This is a genomic window from Sulfitobacter sp. 15WGC (genome assembly GCF_005068605.1).
Classification (GTDB): domain Bacteria; phylum Pseudomonadota; class Alphaproteobacteria; order Rhodobacterales; family Rhodobacteraceae; genus Sulfitobacter; species Sulfitobacter faviae.
This window is the reverse complement of record NZ_SZNL01000004.1, coordinates 134,547-153,509: the sequence shown is the minus strand read 5'-3', so window position 1 is coordinate 153,509 and position 18,963 is coordinate 134,547. Positions and strand designations below refer to the sequence as shown.

The window sequence follows — 18,963 nt, the reverse complement described above, 5'->3', positions numbered from 1 at the left end:
TATCGCCTGCCCTGCCCCATAAAAAAAACACCGCCGGGAGGGTGGCCCGGCGGTGTTTCTGATTGTCGTCCCCGAGAGGGGGGGAGAAGTCGCCCTATGCCTGTTCCGGCACCAGAATCTCACGCTTGCCAACGTGGTTCGCCGGTGAGACCAGCCCCTCTTCCTCCATCTGCTCGACCAGACGCGCGGCTTTGTTATAGCCGATCGCCAGTTTGCGTTGGATGTAGGAGGTGGAGCATTTGCGGTCTTTGATCACCACCTGCACGGCGGTGTCATAAAGTGCGTCTTCGCTATCGGTATTGCCGCCAAGGCCCAACACCGCGTCGATGTTGCTTTCCTTATCCTCGGACGGCCCTTCGACCACGCCCGAGACATAATCCGGCTCGCCGAATTGCTTGAGGTGGTTGACGATCTCTTCGACCTCTTCGTCGCTGACGAAGGGGCCGTGGCAGCGGGTGATCTTGGCCCCGCCTGCCATATACAGCATGTCGCCCATGCCCAAGAGTTGCTCGGCGCCCATTTCGCCCAAGATCGTGCGGCTGTCGATTTTCGATGTCACTTGGAAGGAAATCCGCGTGGGGAAGTTCGCTTTGATCGTGCCGGTGATCACATCGACCGAGGGGCGCTGCGTGGCCATGATCAGGTGGATGCCGGAGGCCCGCGCCATCTGTGCCAGACGCTGGATGCAGGCCTCAATCTCCTTGCCCGCGACCATCATCAGGTCGGCCATCTCGTCGACGATGACGACGATATAGGGCAGCGCCTCGGGGGTGTTTTCCTCGGTCTCAAAGATCGGCTCGCCGGTGTCTTCATCGAAACCGGTCTGCACGGTGCGCGAGAACATCTCGCCCTTGGCCAGCGCTTCGCGGACGCGGCCGTTGTAGCCTTCGATGTTGCGCACGCCCATCTTGGACATCTTGCGATAGCGCTCTTCCATCTCGCCCACGACCCATTTCAGCGCCACGACGGCCTTCTTGGGGTCGGTGACGACCGGGCTCAGCAGATGCGGGATGCCGTCATAGACCGAAAGTTCCAACATCTTGGGGTCGATCATGATCATCCGGCATTCTTCCGGCGTCAGCTTGTAGAGCAGCGACAGGATCATCGTGTTGATTGCCACGGATTTACCCGAGCCGGTGGTCCCCGCGATCAGCAGGTGCGGCATCTTGGCGAGGTTGGCCACAACCGGGTCGCCGCCGATGTCCTTGCCGAGCGCCAGCGGCAGGCGGTGGTTGCCGTCGCCGAAGTCGCGGCTGGAGAGGATCTCGCGCAGGATCACCTTCTCGCGGTTCTCGTTGGGCAGTTCGATGCCGATCACCGAGCGGCCCGGCACGGTGGAGACACGCGCCGAAAGGGCTGCCATGGAGCGGGCGATGTCATCCGCAAGACCGATCACGCGGCTGGCCTTGAGACCGGGCGCGGGTTCGAGTTCGTACATGGTGACGACGGGGCCGGGGCGCACGGCGACGATCTCACCCTTCACGCCGTAGTCGTCGAGCACGGTTTCCAGCATCCGCGCGTTCTCCTCCAACGCCTCGTCGCTCAGGTGCAGGCGCTGCACGCTCTCGGGGCTTTCCAGAAGGCTCAGCGGCGGCAGTTCGAAACCGGGGTGCGTGTCGTCGAAGGTCAGGGTGGGCTGCGCTTCGACCTGTGCCTGTTTCGAGGGCTGGACGGGTTTGCGGGCGGGCTGTTGCACCACTTTGCGCGGCTCCGCCACGGGGATTTTCATCGCCTCAGGCGCGGGCGCCTGCTGCAACGGCAGGGTCTCAGACGCCACAGTGTCTTCGTAGGGCGCGGCCATCGGCGCTTGCGCTGCCGGCTCCTGAACCATCGGCTCAGGCGTCGGGGCGGGCGTGGGCTGGGCCTGCGGCCTGCGCAGCAGCGGCTCGGGGCGCAGGGTGGCCGGTTCGGCGGTCAGGGGCGGTTCCGCACGCAGCCCGGCGGGCTGGGCGGCAGGCTGGCTGGTGTTCAGCACCAACGGGTCCGGCCCACGGCCCCGGCCCTTGGTCAAGGGCGCGGTCGTCGGCGTGTGGATCGCATTGGCATGACGCACGCGGTTTTTGATGACATCGGCGATTTTGCTTTTGATGCGCTCTTCGCCCGGTGTCTCATCCACGATGGCGTCGCTGTAGGTCTCGATCAGTTCCGGCTCGGGCAAGTCGTCTTCGGGTTCGGGCCGTTTGATCAGCCCGGGCATCCGACCGAACAGGCTGCGCGGTTCGGCTTCCGGCTCGGCCACCGGAGCGTGCTCAGCGGCATAGCTCTGCTCGGCTTCCTGCGCGGCCCAGGCTTCGGCGTCTTCGGCTTCCTGACGGCGGCGCTCACGACGTTCGGCCTGACGGGCCGAGAGGTTCTGCGCGGCGACGACGGCCCCATTGGCCCCACGGCCCAGAAGGGTCATCAGCCCGGCATAGGCCATGATCAGACCGACCAGCAGGAACCGCGCAATGCGGAACAGCTCGGCCTTGGTAAAGCCCAAGACGAAGGCGCCCAACGCGAGAATTGCGACCCCCATCAAAAGCGACATCAGCTTGACCGTCAGGGTCGAGCCGATGGGCAGGATCGTCAGCAGCGCGCCCATGACGGTATCGCCAAACAGCCCGCCCAGACCGAAGCTATGGGTCAGCAACCATTCCTGACCGGGGGCCAGTGTCGCGGCGTAGATCGCGCCAAGTGCCACGGCGATAGGCGCAAAGATCAACCGCCCAAGCGCGCGGTCATCGCCCTGATGCAGCGCGAAACGTCCGCCCCAGAACAGCAGGACGATGGCGATCCCCCAAGCGCCCCAACCGACGATCATGAACAGCGGCGCGGCGATGGAGGCACCGATCCGGCCCATCCAGTTCTGCACCGGCGCATCGGTTGAGACCATCCAGTTGGGATCGTCGGGCGTGTAGCTGCCGATCATCATGGCGGCCATGATGCCCAGCATGATCAGCGCCAGCCCCAGCAGTTCACGACCGCGCTTTTCGATTGCCTCGGCCATGTTGCTGTCTAGCAATGGATCGCGTCCCCGTGTCTGATATGCCATGTCGTCCCTCGCTTATGCCGAATACAGACAGTCGCGGATCGCTTCCAATCCGCGCGTCGTTTCGTCTTTTGGGGCCACCAAGGCGACCCGAATGTAATTCTGCCCGGGGTTCCCCCCGGCGACGTTCTGCGCCAGATAGCTGCCGGGCAGCACCCGCACGCCGGTCTCGCGCCAGAGCTTCAGCGCCGCGGCCTCGTCATCCTCGACCGGAAGCCAGAGGAAGAACCCCGCCTCCGGGCTCACATAACCCGGCACATTGCCAAAGATGCGGTCGGCGATGGCGTATTTCTCTTGGTAGAGCGCGCGGTTTTCTTCCACATGCGCCTCATCCGCCCAAACGGCGGCGGCTGCCTGCTGCAAGGGCAGCGGCAGCGGCGCGCCCGCGTAGTTGCGCAACTGTTTGATCTGGCGCATCGTCTCGGCCCCGCTGGCGGCAAAGCCCGACCGCAGCCCCGGCAGGTTCGAGCGTTTCGACAGCGAGTGAAAGATCACCACGCGGTTGCGGTCGGTGCCCAACTCCTTGACCACCTCCAACGCGCCGGTAGGCGGCGTGTCGCGGTAGATCTCGGAATAGCATTCGTCGGCGAAGATCAGGAAATCATACTTCTCGGCCAGCGCGATCAGATCGGCCCAGTAATCGCGCGAGGCGACAACGCCCTGCGGATTGGCGGGGGAGCAGAGATAGGCCGCCGTGGTGCGGCGCAGCACCTCTTCGGGCAGGCTCGCGAAATCTGGCAGATGCCCGGTCTCGGCAGTGGCGGGCACCATGATCGGGTCCGCTTCACCGGAAATCGCGCCGATCATATAGACTTGGTAGAAGGGGTTCGGCATCAGAATGGCCGATTTCTCCCCATTCTTGGTGGGCGGGCAGAGCGCGATGACGGCGTTATAGAGCCCTTCGCGCGTGCCGTTCAGGGCCATCACCTCGCTGTCGGGGTCCATCTCGACCCCGTAGCGCCGCACGATCCATGCGGCGATGGCCGCGCGCAATTCGGGCGAGCCGTCGTTCGGCGGGTATTTGTTGAACCCTGCGGCGTGTTTCGTGATCTCATCGGTCACCCAAGCCGGAAACGCATGTTTCGGCTCGCCGATGGTCATATGGATCGGCGTGCCGCCGCCCTCATGCCCGTCAAGCAATGCGCGCAGGCGCGGCCACACGTGGGCCGGAAGGTTCGAAAACCGCTCGGTATACATCATCAAAACTGCCTCGGATCGGGATCATTCGCGCCCCGTTTGCCCCAAGGTACCCAAGGGCGCCTCTCCCGTCCAGAAAAACCGGGGAGTTTTGCCGCCCTTGTGGCTTTTCGGTCGTGCGTTCTTAGGCCTCGCGCAGGGCCGCTTCAGCCGCTGCACCAAGGCGCAAAAGCTGTTCTTCGCCCCCCGGTGCGCACATCAGAGAAATGCCGCAAGAGGGGGTATCGGTCGGCAAAGTAAGCGCGCAAAGCCCCATTAGATTCGCGACTCGCGTGTTGCGCAAGGATAGGAGATTCTGCGCGAGGTAGTAGTCGTGATCACTGTTCAGCCGTTCGATGTTCGGCGGCAGCATGGGTGCTGTCGGCACGAGCACCGCGTCATAGCCCGCCACGGCCCGGTCATAGCCTGCCCGCGCCAGATCGAGCTTGGCCCAAGCGGCGACGTAATCGGGGCCGGAGAATCCCTTACCCAACCGGAAACGCTCAAGAATTTCGCTGAACATGGCATCGGGGTCGGCTTCGATCACATCGCGCCATAGCCCATAGGCTTCGGTGGTGTAGAGACAGGAACTCAGCGGCATCGCCTCTTCGACTTCGGGCACGGCGATTTCATCTACCGTGGCACCGGCCTCTCGCAACCGCGCCACCGCCGCGTCAAAAGCGGCCTTGGGCTCATCGGAAAGCTCATCCATGACAACATTGGTCAGCACCGCGAAACGGCAGCCCTCCAACTCGCTCTCTTGCAGATCGGCAGGCTTGCCCCCCTCCAAGGCGGCGAGCAGCAGCGCCGCATCTTCGACCGACCGGCAAAGCGGGCCAACCGTGTCGAACTTTGCCGCCAGCGGCACGGTCCCGGCAAGGGATACACGGCCCGCGGTGGTCTTGAGCCCCACCAGATCGTTCCACGCCGCCGGGATGCGCACCGACCCGCCGGTATCCGACCCGATCGCCGCCGCCGCCAAGCCAAAGGCGACCGAGGCCGCCGCGCCTGAGGACGACCCGCCCGAGACGCTGTCCGGCTCGTTCACGCAGGGCGGTGTCGCAGTGCTGGGGTTGTGGCCAAGGCCCGAGAAGGCCAATTCGCTCATATGCGTTTTGCCCAAGCAGACCAGCCCCAAGGCCGTCGCGCTGGCGAGCACTTCGGCGTCGCGCTCAGGCACCCGGCCTTCCAGCAGTTTGGAGCCCGCCTCGGTGGCCGTTCCGGCGGTATCGAAGAGGTCTTTCCAAGAGATCGGCACCCCGTCGAGCGGCGACAGGCGCTGGCCGTCGCGGGCACGCTCAGCCGCCGCGGCGGCTTCGGCGCGGGCGCGGTCGGGGGTGACGCGGGCATAGATACGGTCGCGCATCGGATGTGCGTCGATGGCATCAAGATAGGCATCACAAAGCGCCACAGGGTCGATATCGCCCGCCGCGATCCCGCGCCCCAGATCCGCCGCCGTCATTTCCAACCATTCTTGCATGTCGTGCCCCTTACCGCTGTTCTTGGCGAACCTAGCGACCGTTCGGCGCATGGACAATCCCCGCACGCAGGTCATATCTAGGGCCATGGATTTTGACCACGATATCGCGATCATCGGCGGTGGGCTGAATGGCCCCGCCCTTGCCTTGGCCCTCAGCCGCGCGGGACTGCGCGTGGCGGTGATTGACGCCCAGCCCGCACAAACCTTTGAGAACGCCGCCTTTGATGGGCGCGCCTATGCGCTGGCGCTGACCTCGGTCAGGTTAATGGAAGGCATCGGCATCTGGCCCGGCATCGCGGATGACGCCCAGCCGATGCTTGAGATCAAGGTCACCGATGGGCGTGCCGGCACCGGCCCCTCGCCCATGTTCATGCATTTCGATCATGCCGAGATCGAAGAAGGCCCGATGGGTCAGATGGTCGAAGACCGCCATCTGCGCCGCGCGCTGCTGAAAGCGGCTGCCGCCGATCCGGCGATCACGATGATGAACGACACCCGCGTTACGGGGCAGACGGTGGCGCCGACCGGCATCACCCTGACGCTTGAGGGCGGCAAGACCCTACGCGCAAGGCTGGCGGTGGGGGCCGATGGCCGCGCCAGCGGCACGGCGGAACGCGCGGGCATCAAGCGTGTCGCATGGTCCTATGGTCAGACGGCGCTGGTCTGCGTGGTGGATCATGAAAAGCCGCACCACGGCATCGCGCATCAATTCTTCATGCCCCCCGGCCCGCTGGCGATCCTGCCGCTGACCGGCAACCGCTCCCTGATCGTTTGGAGCGAAGCGAGCGCCAATGCCGCCGCGATCAACGCCCTGCCGGATGCGCAATACCTTGAGGTGCTGCGCCCGCGCTTTGGCAGTTTTCTGGGGGAGCTTTCGCTGACCGGCCCGCGCTACAGCTATCCGCTGGGCCTGTCGCTGGCCCATTCCATGACCGCTTCGCGCGTGGCGCTTTTGGGCGACGCGGCCCATGGGGTGCATCCCATCGCCGGTCAGGGGCTGAACGCGGGCCTGCGCGATGTGGCAGCCTTGGCCGAGGTGATTGCCGATGCGGTTCGCCGGGGCGAAGACCCCGGAAACGACGCGGTCCTCGCGCGCTATCAGGAATGGCGGCGCTTCGACAATGCCAGCCTCGCGCTGGCGACCGACAGTTTCAACCGGCTGTTTTCAAACGATAATGCGCTTTTGCGGCTGGCCCGCGATATGGGCATGGCCGCGATCAACGCCCTGCCCGGCCTGCGCCGAACCTTTATCCGCGAAGCCGCAGGGCTGACGGGGGAGCTGCCCCGGTTGATGCGTGGCAAGCCCCTGTAACGGAGCGGCGGGGCATTACAGCCTCCGCGCTTCGTCCGGCAGCATGACGGGAATGCCGTTGCGGATCGGATAGGCCAAGCTGGCAGCTTTCGACACCAGCTCTTGCTTTTCCGCGTCATAGGTCAGCGTCGTCTGCGTGCGCGGGCAGATCAATGCCTCCAGCATCCGGCGGTCGAATTGAACGGTCGCATCCGTCATTGCATCAAGCCCTCTTCCTGACCGCCGCGCATCGCGAATTCGATCAATGTCACCAATGTCTCCCGCCGGGTCTCCAGCGAAGGCGCCTCCAACAGCGCCTGTTTATCCTCGGCCTCGAACTCCAGCATCATCGACAGGGAGTTGATCAGCAACTCATCTTCGGCGTCTTTCAGCGTGTCCCAATCGGCGGAAAGGCCGCGGCTGTCGAAATAGCGCCCCAGAAGGTCAAGAAACCGCGCCCGGTCAAAGCTATCGTCGACCTCATCCTCGCCCAGATCGCGGTCAAAGCCCGACCAATTCACATCGCAGCGGCGATAGGGGGAAAAGCCCTCGATCTCCTCCACCACGCGAAAGCGCGAGACGCCGCCAAGGGTCACCATATAGCGGCCATCCTCGGTCTCGGAAAACTGGGTGATGCGGCCCGCGCAGCCGATCTGGTGCAGCCCATGGCCGTCGCGACCGGGCAATTCGTTGGGCTGGACCATGCCGATCAACCGCGTGTCGGTCTTGAGCGCGTCTTCGATCATCTGAAGATAGCGCGGCTCGAAGATATGCAGCGGCAACCGCGAGCGGGGCAGCAGCAGCGCCCCTGCCAACGGAAAGATCGCAATAGTCTTGGGCAGTTCTGCTGGCTTGATCATGACAAGGGACTTAGCGCGACCAAGGCCTCAGGCAAATATCATTGATGACAGTTTGCGACGGCCATTCAGCACCACCGGATCATTGGGCTTAAGTGCTTCGAAAATAGTAAAAAGTTGCGTCTTGGCGGCGCCTTCATTCCATTCCCGATCGCGGCGGAAAAGCTCTAGCAAGTGCTCGACGGCAGCCTCGGCATTGTCATGGGCATAGAGCGCTTGAGCCAGATCGAAGCGCGCCTGATGGTCGTCGGGGTTGGCCTCGACCTTCTCGGTCAACTCGGCCACGGGGCCGGCATCGGCGGCCTGATGCGCCAGCTGCAACTGGGCATGGGCAGCTTCGAGCTCGGGGGCTTTGGAGATTTCGATCGGCGCGCCGTTCAGCAGGGCTTCGGCCTGATCCAATGCGCCCATGGCGATGTGGGACCGAACCATGCCGCCATAGGCGGGCGCGTTCATCGGGTCTTCTTCGAGAATCGCGGCAAAGGTCTGCGCCGCGTCGGTGGCGGCCCCTTCGGCCAGCATCTCTTCGGCGGCGGCGACGGCATCGGCCAACGTGTCACCGGGCGCTTCGCCGCCCCCCGCTTTTACCACACGGTCGACGAAGGCCTTGATCTCGGACTGCGGCAGCGCGCCTTGGAAACCGTCGACCGGCTGACCTTTGTAGAAGGCATAGACCGTGGGGATTGATTGGATTTGCAACTGACCTGCGATGTTCTGAGCTTGATCGACGTTGACCTTCACCATCTTCACCGCGCCTTTGGCCGCGCGCACGGCATCTTCCAGCATCGGGCCAAGCGTCTTGCAAGGGCCGCACCACGGCGCCCAGAAATCAACGATGACCGGCACCGTTTGCGAGGCATCGACCACATCAGCCATGAAGGTCGCCTCGGTTGTGTCCTTGATCAGATCGGCATCCGCAGGGGCGGCGGTGGAAAGGTTCAGGTCGGTCATGCTGTTATCCTCGCTAATCGCGTTTGGCCTTATATGGACGTGCGGGGGCGCGATTCAAAGGTCAAAACTGGCAAAAACCGGCGCGTGGTCGCTGGGTTTCTCCCAACCGCGCGCATCGCGGACGATATGGCTGGAGTGCCCGGCCTGCGCGATATCCGATGTGGCCCAGATATGATCCAGCCTGCGGCCCTTGTCGGCGGCATCCCAATCGGCGGCTCGGTAGGACCACCAGCTATAGAGTTTGCCCTCCGGCACATCCTGCCGCGTGATGTCGACCCAATTGCCCGCATCCTGCACCGCACCAAGCGCTTCGACCTCGACCGGGGTGTGGCTCACGATCTTTAGCAGCTTCTTGTGATCCCATACGTCATCCTCACGCGGGGCGATGTTGAGGTCGCCCACAAGGATCGACTTCTCGGGCTTGTCGCCATGGAACCAGTCGCGCATCTCAGAGAGGTAATCGAGCTTCTGGCCAAACTTCTCATTGATCTCGCGGTCGGGTTTGTCGCCGCCTGCGGGGACGTAGAAGTTGTGGATCGTCGCGCCATTCTCAAGCTTGGCCGCGACATGGCGGGCGTGGCCCAGCATGGCGAAATCCTGATCGCCCGCATCCACCAGCGGCAGTTTCGACAGGATCGCCACGCCGTTATAGCCCTTCTGCCCGCGCGCGACCATATGGGTGTAGCCCGCCGCCTTGAACGCCTCGACCGGGATCTTGTCCACGGGGCTTTTGCATTCCTGCAAGCAGAGGACATCCGGCCCGTGTTCGGCCAGCAGTTTCAGCACCAAAGGCTCGCGCAGGCGGACGGAGTTGATGTTCCAAGTGGCGAGGGTAAAGGACATGGGGGAGGCTCCGGTCTGGGGGTGGTTCGGCACAGTAACGCGGGCGGCGCGGGGGTGCCATGCGGAAATGGGGGCTTCCTTGCAGCGAGGGCCATCACCTACGGCTTGATTTCGGTCCGGGGCGACGATCTCCCCGCCCCCCCCAAAAAAAAAGACCGGGCACAAAGGCCCGGCCAGTCCAACAGGGAGGTATGTACCTTTACCCGGGTACAAAAGTCGGGCTTCAAACCGAGGTGCGGGTCATGAAAACCCCGCCTCTCAGGTATTCCAACCACGGGGGTCGGAATTGGTTCCCGGTTTTTATGCCATCAGGCGATAGCCACCGGATTCCGTCACCAGCAAACGGGCGTTCGAGGGGTCAGGCTCGATCTTCTGCCGCAGCCGGTAGATATGGGTTTCAAGCGTATGGGTCGTGACGCCCGCGTTGTAGCCCCAGACCTCATGCAGCAGCACATCGCGCGGCACCACACCGTCATTGGAGCGGTAGAGGAACTTGAGGATATTGGTCTCTTTCTCGGTCAGACGCACCTTACGGTCGTCCTCCGTGGTCAGCACCTTCATCGCGGGTTTGAACGTGTAGGGCCCCAGCTGGAAGACAGCATCTTCGGACTGTTCATGCTGGCGCAGCTGCGCGCGGATGCGGGCCAAAAGGACCGGGAATTTGAACGGTTTGGTGACATAGTCATTCGCCCCGGCATCAAGGCCGAGGATCGTGTCGGCATCGGTGTCATGGCCCGTCAGCATCAGGATCGGGCTTTTCACCCCCTGTTTGCGCATCAGGCGACACAGCTCGCGGCCATCGGTATCGGGCAGGCCCACGTCGAGGATGATGAGATCGTAAAGCGCCTCTTTCGCCTTGGTCATCGCCTCGGTGCCATTGGCCGCTTCGAAAACGTCGAAATCCTCGGTCATGATCAACTGCTCGCTCAGCGCTTCGCGCAGGTCATCGTCGTCATCGACAAGCAGGATTTTCTTAAGCTGGGCCATCTGTCTCTCCGTCTGTTGTCTTATACATGCGCCTTGGGCGGGGCCCGGACAAGGGATGTGACCACTGTCTCACAGCCTCGTGTCAACAAAGCGTGAAATGTTTCAATTCCTTGCGGTATAACCTAGATAGACGGGGAAGCCTTTGCGGAGTTGCAACAAACCATGAGTTTCGCCCCGGACATCACCGAACAACTGGCGCGTGCGCGGGCCGATCTGCGCATGGGCGTGCCCGTGATTCTGGCGGATGGCGCGCAGGCCGCCCTCGTGCTGGCAGCGGAGACGCTGACCGCGCAGCGCCTTGCGGATGTGCTGGCCTTGGGCGGTGCGCCGGTGCTGGCGATCACCGCGCGGCGGGCCGAAACGCTCAAAGCGCGGGCCTATGATGGCAATCTCGCCCGGGTGCTGCTGCCTGAGGGGGCGACACCTGCTTGGGTGCAAAGCATCGCCGATCCGGCGGATGACCTGCGCGCCCCCATGAAAGGGCCACTTCAGACCGCGCGGGGCGGTGATACGGCGGCGCATCGCGCCGCGATTGATCTGGTGAAAGCCGCCCGCATGCTGCCCGCCGCACTGGTGCTTGATCTGCCGCAGGGGGCAGATTTCGCGCGGACGCATGGTCTGACCTTGATCGACCTTACCGCCGCCGCCCCGATCCTTGCCGAGCGCAGCGCGCTGCATCCGGTGGTGAACGCGCGCCTGCCGATGGAGGTCTCCGAGGCCGGGCGTCTGCATATCTTCCGCCCCGAGGATGGCGGCGAAGAGCATTATGCCATCGAAATCGGCCGCCCTGCCCGCGACACGCCGGTGCTTTGCCGCCTGCATTCGGCCTGTTTCACCGGTGACCTGATGGGCAGCCTGAAATGCGATTGCGGCCCACAACTGCGCGCCGCGCTGGCGCAGATGGGCGGCGAAGGGCATGGTGTGCTTTTGTACCTCAACCAAGAGGGCCGCGGCATCGGTCTTGCCAATAAGATGCGGGCCTATTCCCTACAGGATCAGGGATTTGACACGGTCGAAGCCAATCATCGGCTGGGGTTCGAGGATGACGAGCGCGACTTCCGCCTCGGGGCCGATATCCTGCGCTCTATGGGCTTCTCAGCCGTGCGCCTGCTGACCAACAACCCCCGCAAGCTGGGCATGATGGAGCAAAGCGGCATCGCCGTGACCGAGCGCGTCCCGCTGGCCGTGGGCGAGAACCGCCACAACAGCGCCTATCTGGCCACCAAAGCCGCGAAATCGGGGCATCTGCTATGACCCCGAACGACATGGTGCTGACGCCGACGGGGCTGCGGTTTCAAGGGCGGCGCTATGCCTGTAGCATCGGCAAGGGCGGGCTGACCGATGACAAACGCGAGGGCGATGGCGCCACGCCGCGCGGGGTGCATCGCTTGGTTGGGATGCTCTATCGGCCCGACCGCATCCCGGCGCCAAGCGCTTGGGCCCAGCCGATCGGTCCGGGCGATCTGTGGTCCGACGCCAGTGGCCAACCCGATTACAACCACCGCGTCCGCGCGCCCTACCCCTATAGCCATGAGACCCTGCGCCGCGCCGATCCGCTTTACGATCTGGTGATCCTGACCGACTGGAACTGGCCCGATGCCACGGCGGGCCGCGGTTCTGCGATATTCATTCACCAATGGCGGCGGCCCGGCTATCCGACCGAAGGGTGCATTGCTTTTGCACGGAACGACCTCCATGAAATCGCCGCGCAGTTGGGTCCGGCAACGCGGCTGATTATCCGCTAACCCGTTCGCCGAAGATGGCGGAGCCCACACGCACATGGGTGGCGCCCAGTGCGATGGCCTGCTCAAAATCGCCGCTCATGCCCATCGACAAGCCGGTCAGATCGTTGCGCGCAGCGATCTTGGCCAGCAGCGCGAAATGCAGCGACGGCGCCTCGTTTACCGGCGGGATGCACATCAGCCCCTTGATCGGCAGGTCCAGCGCGCGACACTCGGCAATGAAGGCATCCGCGTCGCGGGGCATCACGCCGGCTTTCTGCTCTTCCTCGCCCGTATTGACCTGAATAAAGAGGCCGGGGCAGCGGCCCATTTCCTGCGCCAACCGCGCGATGGTCTTGGCCAGTTTGGGGCGGTCGACCGTGTGGATCGCCTCGGCCAGTTCCATCGCCTGCCGGACCTTGTTGCTTTGCAATGGGCCGATGATGTGCAGGTCGATCCCGTCAAAATCCTCGCGAAAACCGGGCCATTTGCCCGCCGCCTCTTGCACGCGGTTCTCTCCGAAAGAGCGATGCCCCTCTTCCAAGACCGCACGCACACGCGCATCGGGCTGAACCTTACTGACGGCGATCAGCTTGACCGACCCGGCCGCACGGCCTGCATCGGCTTCGGCTTTCGAGATGCGATTTTGGATGTCGCTCAGACTCATTTTCGGCCCTCCATGTCAGGCGCGCAGAAAACAACAGCGGTGGGCAAAAGAAAAGGGGCAGACCGAAAGGCCTGCCCCAATATTCACAGTATGTCGTTCAACTTAGAAGTTGAAGCGAACACCCATGTCGGCAACGGTGTCGCCGTCGAACTGCTTAACCACACCGCCGCGCAGCGAGGTGCCGCCGCCCAGGTCGTGGTTGAAGTCGATGCCGTAGCCGGTGTCGTCTTCTGTGCCGCCGTCGTTGTCAGCAACATAGACTTCGATGTCTGTTGCAGCGCCTACGTCGAAGCGGCCAGCCAGAACAACGCGGTCACCACCGGTGCCGTTATCAGCATAGGCGAGAGTTACGTCTGCGATGCCGAAGGAACCGCCAGCTGTCGCTGTCCACTCGGTGTCGCTTGCCGCGTCGGAGTCTTGGCCACCAACTGCGAAGGTCCAGCCGCTCCATGTGTAAGCAACGTAACCAGCAACGCGGTCGTTGATGTCGGAAGCCGACACGTGCACTGCCAGATCACCAGCGGAGTAAAGGACTTCAACGCCGTTGGAGCCAGCTGCACCGTTACCGCCAGAGGAATACTGGTCGCCACGGTCATCAAACGCAGTGTAGTCATAGCCCAGACCGGTCAGACCCATGTCGACGGGGTACTGACCCGGCATGGATTCCAGAGCGCCGAAGATGTTACCAACGCCAACTTCGAAGCCACCGGTGCGAGCGAAGAAACGCACACCGTTGATGCCTGTACCGGCAGGACCACCGCTTGTGGTCACGTCGTCAGCTGTACCGTAAACACCATCAGGGCCTTTGGCGACGTTCACGTTGTCGTCAGAGTTGTTCTGCTGGATGCGCATACGTGCACCGAAGACAACGCCAGCGTCGGACTCAGCTGTTGCGTCGATCTGCAGGCGCAGCCGCGAAGTCACGTCTGTGTCGCTGTCGCCACCATCGGAGTCGTTGTCGTTGTACATGATACCAAAACGGCCGTAGCCGCCGAATGTCACGTCTGCTGCTGCTACACCGGCGGTCGCAACCAGGGCTGTTGTAGCGAAGAGAACTTTTTTCATGAGTTTTCCCTCGGTTTGAATTCATATGCCCAGACCGGGGAATCCGGTAAGGGTATGCAGGCTGTTTGCCCCCAATCCCCTGCACTTGGCAAGGTTCACGGCCTCCCCACCCGCAATGTCGCCGGGGTTGGTGCAGCTATGCCACAGTTCCTTCACCCCAGGGCCGCGCCTTTGCCTATGGCGGCGCTCGATGCCGCGCAGCGCGCTCCTATGACATAGACCTTGCCGATAAGGGCCTGCTTGGATAGACCGGAGCGCAAACAGGCAAAGGAAAGCTGCAATGGCCCTTCGTACCGCTTGCAAGATGGCAATCTCCGTTCTGGCGCTCAGCGCGCTGACCGCCTGTGGCGGGAGCTTTGGCAGCCCGGCCACAGATCGGCCGGATCAATACACCAATCCGAACAATCCCAATAACATTGAGACCAATCCCGACAATACGATCTGGTCGATCTTTAACCGCAAGAACACAGACACCAGTGTTTCGGTGAACAAATACCTCTGGTCGGCCTCGCTCGAAGTGCTGAACTTCCTGCCTGTGCAATCGGTCGATCCTTTCACCGGGGTGATCGTCACCGGCTATGGCACCCCGCCGGGCGGTGGCCGTGCCTATCGCGCGACCGTTCTGATCGACGATCCGGCGCTTGATGCACGCTCGCTCAATGTGGCGCTGCAATCTTCGGGCGGCCAGCCCGTGGCACGGGCCACCACCCGCGCGGTCGAGGATGCGATCCTCAGCCGAGCGCGGGAGATGCGCGTGTCCGACAGCAAATTCTGAGCCCGCTTAACTCAACACCGTTCCAACGCCGGGCCTTGTGAAAACAGCAGCCCGGCGTTTTTCATGTCACGAAGGTCCCCTCATGCCCCGCTATACCCCCGCCGAGATCGAAGCCCGCTGGCAGCAAGCCTGGGAAAAGGACGGCATTTTTCAGGCCGTTCGCAACGCTGACAAGCCGAAATACTACGTGCTCGAGATGTTCCCCTACCCTTCGGGGCGCATCCACATGGGCCATGTGCGCAACTACACGATGGGCGACGTGATCGCGCGCTACAAGATCGCGACCGGGCATAACGTGCTCCACCCGATGGGCTGGGACGCCTTCGGCATGCCCGCCGAGAACGCCGCCATGGCCATCGGCGGCCACCCGGCGGATTGGACCTATGACAACATCGCCGAGATGAAAAAGCAGATGAAACCTCTCGGCCTGTCGATTGACTGGAGCCGCGAGATCGCCACCTGCCATCCCGGCTACTACGGCCAGCAGCAGGCGTTGTTTTTGGACTTCCTCGAGAAGGGTCTGGTCTACCGCAAGAACGCCGTGGTGAACTGGGACCCGGTCGACATGACCGTGCTCGCCAACGAGCAGGTCGAGAACGGCTGCGGCTGGCGCTCCGGCGCGCCGGTGGAGCGGCGCGAGCTTACGCAGTGGTTCTTTAAGATCTCAGACCACTCCGAAGAACTGCTTTCGGCGCTCGACAGCCTCGACAACTGGCCCGCCAAGGTAAAGCTGATGCAGGCCAACTGGATCGGCAAGTCGCGCGGGTTGCAATTTGCCTTCTCGACCATCGAAGCGCCCGAGGGCTTTGACCGGATCGAGGTCTATACCACCCGCCCCGACACGCTGCTGGGTGCCTCCTTCGTCGGCATCTCGCCCGACCATCCACTGGCCAAGACGCTGGAGCGCGATGATGAAGCCGTGGCCGCTTTCTGCGCCGAATGCCGCAAGGGCGGCACCACCGAGGAGGCGATCGAGACCGCCGAGAAGCTCGGCATGGACACTGGCATCCGCGTCCGTCACCCCTTCGACACGGCCCATGAACTGCCGGTCTATATCGCCAACTTCATCCTGATGGACTATGGCACCGGCGCGATCTTCGGCTGCCCGGGCCACGACCCGCGCGATTTCGAGTTCGCCACGAAATACGACCTGCCGATCATCTCGACCTTCCTGCCGTCCGAGGATGCCGCGCCCGAGCTGGACGCCGCTTTCGTGCCGCCGAAGACCGAAAAAGTGTTCTACAACCGCGGCTTCGCGGGCAATCAGTGGCAGACCGGCGAAGAGGGCGTCGACGCTGCCATCGCCTTTTGCGAGGAGAACGGAATCGGCCACGGCGTCACAAAATACCGCCTGCGCGACTGGGGCCTCTCGCGCCAGCGCTACTGGGGCTGCCCGATTCCTGTGGTGCATTGCGACGACTGCGGCGTGGTGCCGGAAAAGAAAGAAAACCTGCCGATCGAGCTGCCCTACGATGTCAGCTTCGACACGCCGGGCAACCCGCTCGACCGCCACCCAACATGGCGCAACTGCACCTGTCCCGCCTGCGGCAAGGACGCCCTGCGCGAGACCGACACGATGGACACTTTCGTCGACAGTTCGTGGTATTTCGCCCGTTTCACCGCGCCGCGTGCCGAGACGCCGACCGTCATGGAAGACGCGCAATACTGGATGAACGTCGATCAATATATCGGCGGCATCGAACATGCGATCTTGCACCTGCTCTACTCGCGCTTCTTTGCCCGTGCGATGCAGATCACCGGCCATCTACCCGAAAGCGCGGTGGAGCCGTTTGACGCGCTCTTTACCCAAGGCATGGTGACCCATGAGATCTACCAGACCCGCGACGACAATGGCCGCCCGGTCTATCACCTGCCGGAAGATGTGACCGATGGCAAACTTGCCGATGGGACCGAGGTTGAGATCATCCCTTCCGCCAAAATGTCGAAGTCCAAGAAGAACGTTGTCGACCCGCTGCACATCATCTCGAACTACGGTGCCGATACCGCGCGTTGGTTCGTGCTGAGCGATTCGCCCCCCGAGCGGGACGTGGAATGGACCGCCTCCGGCGCGGAAGCCGCCTATAAACAGCTCTCGCGCGTGTGGAACATCTGTGACCGCGTGGCCGAGATGGACCGCGAGGCGGCGGGCTCGGGCGACGACGACCTGCTGCGCGCCATGCATAAGACGATCCATGACGTGACAATGGGCATCGAATCCTTTGGCTTTAACGCCGCGATTGCCAAGCTCTATGCCTTCACCGCGACCTTGCAGAAGTCCAAGGCGGGCTATGCCGCGCAGCGCGAAGCGATCATGACGCTGGCGCAGCTGATGTCGCCGATGACCCCGCACCTGTCGGAAGACATTTGGGCGCATCAGGGCGGCGAAGGGCTGATCGCCAAGGCCCCATGGCCCAAGGCGGATGAGAAGATGCTGGTCGACGACACCGTGACCCTGCCGATCCAGATCAACGGCAAACGCCGGGCGGAAATCCAAGTGCCCGCCGATATGCCGAAGGAAGAGGTTGAAAAAACCGCGCTGGCGCATGAAGCTGTTATTCGAACGCTGGACGGGGCCACGCCGAAAAAGGTCATCGTCGTGCCCGGACGGATTGTGAATGTCGTTGCCTAAGCCCACCCATATGCGCCGCCGTTTCCTGCTGGCCCTGCCCCTACTGGCGCTTGCCGCCTGCGGGTTCGAGCCGGTCTATGGCCCCGGCGGCGCAGGCACGGCGTTGCAAAACCGCGTTCTGGTGGACGCACCGGAAGACCGCTTTGGCTATTTTCTGGTGCGCGAGGTGGAAAGCCGCCTTGGCCGCGCGGCCACCCCCCGTTGGGGGCTGGCGCTGACCACCACCACGGTCGAAGACGGGCTGGCCATCGACAGCGAAGGCAACACACGGCGCTACAACCTTGTCGGCACCACCGCCTATGCGCTGCGTGACCTCGACAGCGGGCAAATCGTGACCTCGGGCAAGGTCGAAAGCTTCACCGGCTATTCCGCCACCGGCACCACCGTGGCCACCCGCGCGGCGGAACTGGACGCGCAGGAACGTCTGATGACCATCCTCGCGGACCTCGTGATCAGCCGCCTTTATGCGGCTGACCTGCCCCAATGAAACTGACCCCACGCGAGGCGAAACCCTATTTCGCGCGGCCCGATCCCGCGCGCACGGGGCTGTTGATCTATGGCAGCGACGCGATGCGCGTGGCGCTGAAACGGCAGGAATTCCTGAAAAACCTGCTCGGGCCCAATGCCGAAGAGGAAATGCGCCTCAGCCGGATGCCTGCGGGCGAATTGCGCCGCGATCCGGCGATGCTGCTGGATGCGATCAAGGCGGTCGGCTTCTTCCCCGGCCCGCGTGCTGCGCTGGTGGAAGAGGCGAATGACAATATCGCGAAAATCCTGCTCGACGCGCTGAAGGAATGGCAGCCGGGTGATGCGCAGATCGTGGTCACCGGCGGCGATCTCAAGAAGACCTCAAAGGTGCTGAAGGCCTTTGAAAGCCACCCCAACGCCTTTGCCACCGCGATCTACGACAACCCGCCCGACCGCGCCGAGATCGAGCAGATGCTGAAGGACGCGAAGCTCACGCCTGAGGCCGACGCCATGGCCGCCCTGACCGATCTGGCCCGCACCCTCGACCCCGGCGATTTCCGACAGACGCTGGAGAAGATCACGCTCTATAAACTGGGCGACAGCAGCAACATCGGGCTGGATGACATCGCCGCCTGCGCCCCCACCTCGACCGAGGCCGAGGTGGACGACATCCTGCATGTCGTGGCCGAGACCCGCGCCGCCGAAATCGGCCCGGTGATGAGCAAGCTGCAAGGCCAAGGCGTGAACCCGGTGACCCTGACCATCATGGCCACCCGGCATTTCCGCACCCTCTACCGCATCGCTGCCAACCCCGGCGCGCCGATCTACGGCGTGCGCGACCGCGACCGTGCGATGCGACAGGCGCGCAACTGGGGCGCGGTGAAGCTGGAAACCGCGCTGGCGGTGCTGACCGAGACGGACCTCAAGCTGCGCTCCGCAGGCCAGCACGCCCCGGCGTTGGCGCTGGTCGAACGGGCCTTTATCCGTCTGGCGATGCTGGGCGCACAACGTTGATTTTGGGAGAG

The 18,963-nt window shown here is 63.4% G+C and carries 17 protein-coding genes; 7 read left to right on the top strand and 10 right to left on the bottom strand.

What is annotated here, in order from left to right; translation table 11 throughout:
- Positions 1-94: 94 nt before the first annotated feature.
- From FCK22_RS05000 to FCK22_RS04990, 3 genes are all read right to left on the bottom strand, one after another.
- Positions 95-3,031, bottom strand: coding sequence for a DNA translocase FtsK (locus FCK22_RS05000; protein ID WP_067261744.1), 2,937 nt, complete (start codon positions 3,029-3,031; stop codon positions 95-97).
- A 12-nt stretch (positions 3,032-3,043) separates the two neighbouring features.
- Positions 3,044-4,228 (bottom strand): aminotransferase class I/II-fold pyridoxal phosphate-dependent enzyme, encoded by a 1,185-nt coding sequence (locus FCK22_RS04995; protein ID WP_067261743.1) that lies wholly within the window; start codon positions 4,226-4,228, stop codon positions 3,044-3,046.
- A gap of 121 nt (positions 4,229-4,349) precedes the next feature.
- Positions 4,350-5,684, bottom strand: coding sequence for an amidase family protein (locus tag FCK22_RS04990; RefSeq protein WP_067261741.1), 1,335 nt, complete (start codon positions 5,682-5,684; stop codon positions 4,350-4,352).
- Positions 5,685-5,769: 85 nt separating this feature from the next.
- Here FCK22_RS04990 and FCK22_RS04985 point away from each other — a divergent pair, with 85 nt between their 5' ends.
- Complete coding sequence (locus FCK22_RS04985; protein WP_082851960.1) at positions 5,770-6,996, top strand: FAD-dependent oxidoreductase; 1,227 nt, start codon at positions 5,770-5,772, stop codon at positions 6,994-6,996.
- A 15-nt stretch (positions 6,997-7,011) separates the two neighbouring features.
- On the opposite strand, the gene FCK22_RS04980 is transcribed toward FCK22_RS04985, so the two are convergent.
- The 5 genes from FCK22_RS04980 to FCK22_RS04960 form a co-directional block, all read right to left on the bottom strand.
- The gene (locus tag FCK22_RS04980) at positions 7,012-7,194 is read right to left on the bottom strand and encodes a Trm112 family protein (RefSeq protein WP_067261737.1); all 183 of its coding nucleotides are present in this window, start codon (positions 7,192-7,194) and stop codon (positions 7,012-7,014) included.
- Positions 7,191-7,835, bottom strand: coding sequence for an LON peptidase substrate-binding domain-containing protein (locus FCK22_RS04975; protein WP_067261736.1), 645 nt, complete (start codon positions 7,833-7,835; stop codon positions 7,191-7,193). Before FCK22_RS04975 ends, FCK22_RS04980 begins: the two co-directional genes overlap by 4 nt.
- A 27-nt stretch (positions 7,836-7,862) precedes the next feature.
- Positions 7,863-8,783: a thioredoxin gene (gene trxA, locus FCK22_RS04970; protein WP_067261734.1), complete on the bottom strand. Its 921-nt coding sequence runs from the start codon at positions 8,781-8,783 to the stop codon at positions 7,863-7,865.
- Positions 8,784-8,837: 54 nt separating this feature from the next.
- Complete coding sequence (locus FCK22_RS04965) at positions 8,838-9,626, bottom strand: exodeoxyribonuclease III (protein WP_067261733.1); 789 nt, start codon at positions 9,624-9,626, stop codon at positions 8,838-8,840.
- A gap of 300 nt (positions 9,627-9,926) precedes the next feature.
- Positions 9,927-10,613, bottom strand: coding sequence for a response regulator transcription factor (locus FCK22_RS04960; RefSeq protein ID WP_067261731.1), 687 nt, complete (start codon positions 10,611-10,613; stop codon positions 9,927-9,929).
- A 162-nt stretch (positions 10,614-10,775) separates the two neighbouring features.
- Here FCK22_RS04960 and ribA point away from each other — a divergent pair, with 162 nt between their 5' ends.
- Together ribA and FCK22_RS04950 are read left to right on the top strand one after the other, a co-directional pair.
- A complete protein-coding gene (gene ribA / locus FCK22_RS04955; protein ID WP_067261728.1) occupies positions 10,776-11,867 on the top strand; it encodes a GTP cyclohydrolase II in 1,092 nt (363 codons plus the stop codon).
- Positions 11,864-12,358 (top strand): L,D-transpeptidase family protein, encoded by a 495-nt coding sequence (locus FCK22_RS04950; RefSeq protein ID WP_067261726.1) that lies wholly within the window; start codon positions 11,864-11,866, stop codon positions 12,356-12,358. Before ribA ends, FCK22_RS04950 begins: the two co-directional genes overlap by 4 nt.
- Here FCK22_RS04950 and FCK22_RS04945 read toward each other — a convergent pair.
- Both FCK22_RS04945 and FCK22_RS04940 read right to left on the bottom strand, forming a co-directional pair.
- The gene (locus FCK22_RS04945; protein WP_067261725.1) at positions 12,348-13,001 is read right to left on the bottom strand and encodes a YggS family pyridoxal phosphate-dependent enzyme; all 654 of its coding nucleotides are present in this window, start codon (positions 12,999-13,001) and stop codon (positions 12,348-12,350) included. The two genes, FCK22_RS04950 and FCK22_RS04945, sit on opposite strands and share 11 nt — an antisense overlap.
- Positions 13,002-13,103: 102 nt before the next feature.
- A complete protein-coding gene (locus FCK22_RS04940) occupies positions 13,104-14,066 on the bottom strand; it encodes a porin (protein WP_067261723.1) in 963 nt (320 codons plus the stop codon).
- Positions 14,067-14,346: 280 nt separating this feature from the next.
- Between FCK22_RS04940 and FCK22_RS04935 the strand changes: the two genes are divergently transcribed.
- The 4 genes from FCK22_RS04935 (at position 14,347) to holA (ending at position 18,952) form a co-directional block, all read left to right on the top strand.
- The gene (locus FCK22_RS04935; protein WP_067261722.1) at positions 14,347-14,841 is read left to right on the top strand and encodes a DUF3576 domain-containing protein; all 495 of its coding nucleotides are present in this window, start codon (positions 14,347-14,349) and stop codon (positions 14,839-14,841) included.
- Positions 14,842-14,923: 82 nt separating this feature from the next.
- Positions 14,924-17,470, top strand: a complete 2,547-nt coding sequence (gene leuS, locus FCK22_RS04930; RefSeq protein ID WP_067261720.1) for a leucine--tRNA ligase — start codon at positions 14,924-14,926, stop codon at positions 17,468-17,470.
- Positions 17,457-17,957 (top strand): LPS assembly lipoprotein LptE, encoded by a 501-nt coding sequence (lptE, locus tag FCK22_RS04925; protein WP_067261718.1) that lies wholly within the window; start codon positions 17,457-17,459, stop codon positions 17,955-17,957. The genes leuS and lptE overlap by 14 nt, the downstream gene beginning before the upstream one ends.
- Positions 17,954-18,952: a DNA polymerase III subunit delta gene (gene holA / locus FCK22_RS04920; RefSeq protein ID WP_067261716.1), complete on the top strand. Its 999-nt coding sequence runs from the start codon at positions 17,954-17,956 to the stop codon at positions 18,950-18,952. The genes lptE and holA overlap by 4 nt, the downstream gene beginning before the upstream one ends.
- The last annotated feature ends 11 nt before the right edge of the window (positions 18,953-18,963 follow it).

Excerpts from the sequence above, each read along its gene's own strand:
- FCK22_RS04975 (WP_067261736.1), bottom strand. The coding sequence starts at position 7,835 with ATGATCAAGCCAGCAGAACTGCCCAAGACTATTGCGATCTTTCCGTTG.
- FCK22_RS04945 (WP_067261725.1), bottom strand. The coding sequence starts at position 13,001 with ATGAGTCTGAGCGACATCCAAAATCGCATCTCGAAAGCCGAAGCCGAT.
- FCK22_RS04940 (WP_067261723.1), bottom strand. The coding sequence starts at position 14,066 with ATGAAAAAAGTTCTCTTCGCTACAACAGCCCTGGTTGCGACCGCCGGT.
- FCK22_RS04935 (WP_067261722.1), top strand. The coding sequence starts at position 14,347 with ATGGCCCTTCGTACCGCTTGCAAGATGGCAATCTCCGTTCTGGCGCTC.
- FCK22_RS04950 (WP_067261726.1), top strand. The coding sequence starts at position 11,864 with ATGACCCCGAACGACATGGTGCTGACGCCGACGGGGCTGCGGTTTCAA.
- FCK22_RS04960 (WP_067261731.1), bottom strand. The coding sequence starts at position 10,613 with ATGGCCCAGCTTAAGAAAATCCTGCTTGTCGATGACGACGATGACCTG.
- ribA (WP_067261728.1), top strand. The coding sequence starts at position 10,776 with ATGAGTTTCGCCCCGGACATCACCGAACAACTGGCGCGTGCGCGGGCC.
- leuS (WP_067261720.1), top strand. The coding sequence starts at position 14,924 with ATGCCCCGCTATACCCCCGCCGAGATCGAAGCCCGCTGGCAGCAAGCC.
- FCK22_RS04980 (WP_067261737.1), bottom strand. The coding sequence starts at position 7,194 with ATGACGGATGCGACCGTTCAATTCGACCGCCGGATGCTGGAGGCATTG.
- lptE (WP_067261718.1), top strand. The coding sequence starts at position 17,457 with ATGTCGTTGCCTAAGCCCACCCATATGCGCCGCCGTTTCCTGCTGGCC.
- FCK22_RS04990 (WP_067261741.1), bottom strand. The coding sequence starts at position 5,684 with ATGCAAGAATGGTTGGAAATGACGGCGGCGGATCTGGGGCGCGGGATC.
- FCK22_RS04965 (WP_067261733.1), bottom strand. The coding sequence starts at position 9,626 with ATGTCCTTTACCCTCGCCACTTGGAACATCAACTCCGTCCGCCTGCGC.
- FCK22_RS05000 (WP_067261744.1), bottom strand. The coding sequence starts at position 3,031 with ATGGCATATCAGACACGGGGACGCGATCCATTGCTAGACAGCAACATG.
- FCK22_RS04985 (WP_082851960.1), top strand. The coding sequence starts at position 5,770 with ATGGATTTTGACCACGATATCGCGATCATCGGCGGTGGGCTGAATGGC.
- trxA (WP_067261734.1), bottom strand. The coding sequence starts at position 8,783 with ATGACCGACCTGAACCTTTCCACCGCCGCCCCTGCGGATGCCGATCTG.
- holA (WP_067261716.1), top strand. The coding sequence starts at position 17,954 with ATGAAACTGACCCCACGCGAGGCGAAACCCTATTTCGCGCGGCCCGAT.
- FCK22_RS04995 (WP_067261743.1), bottom strand. The coding sequence starts at position 4,228 with ATGATGTATACCGAGCGGTTTTCGAACCTTCCGGCCCACGTGTGGCCG.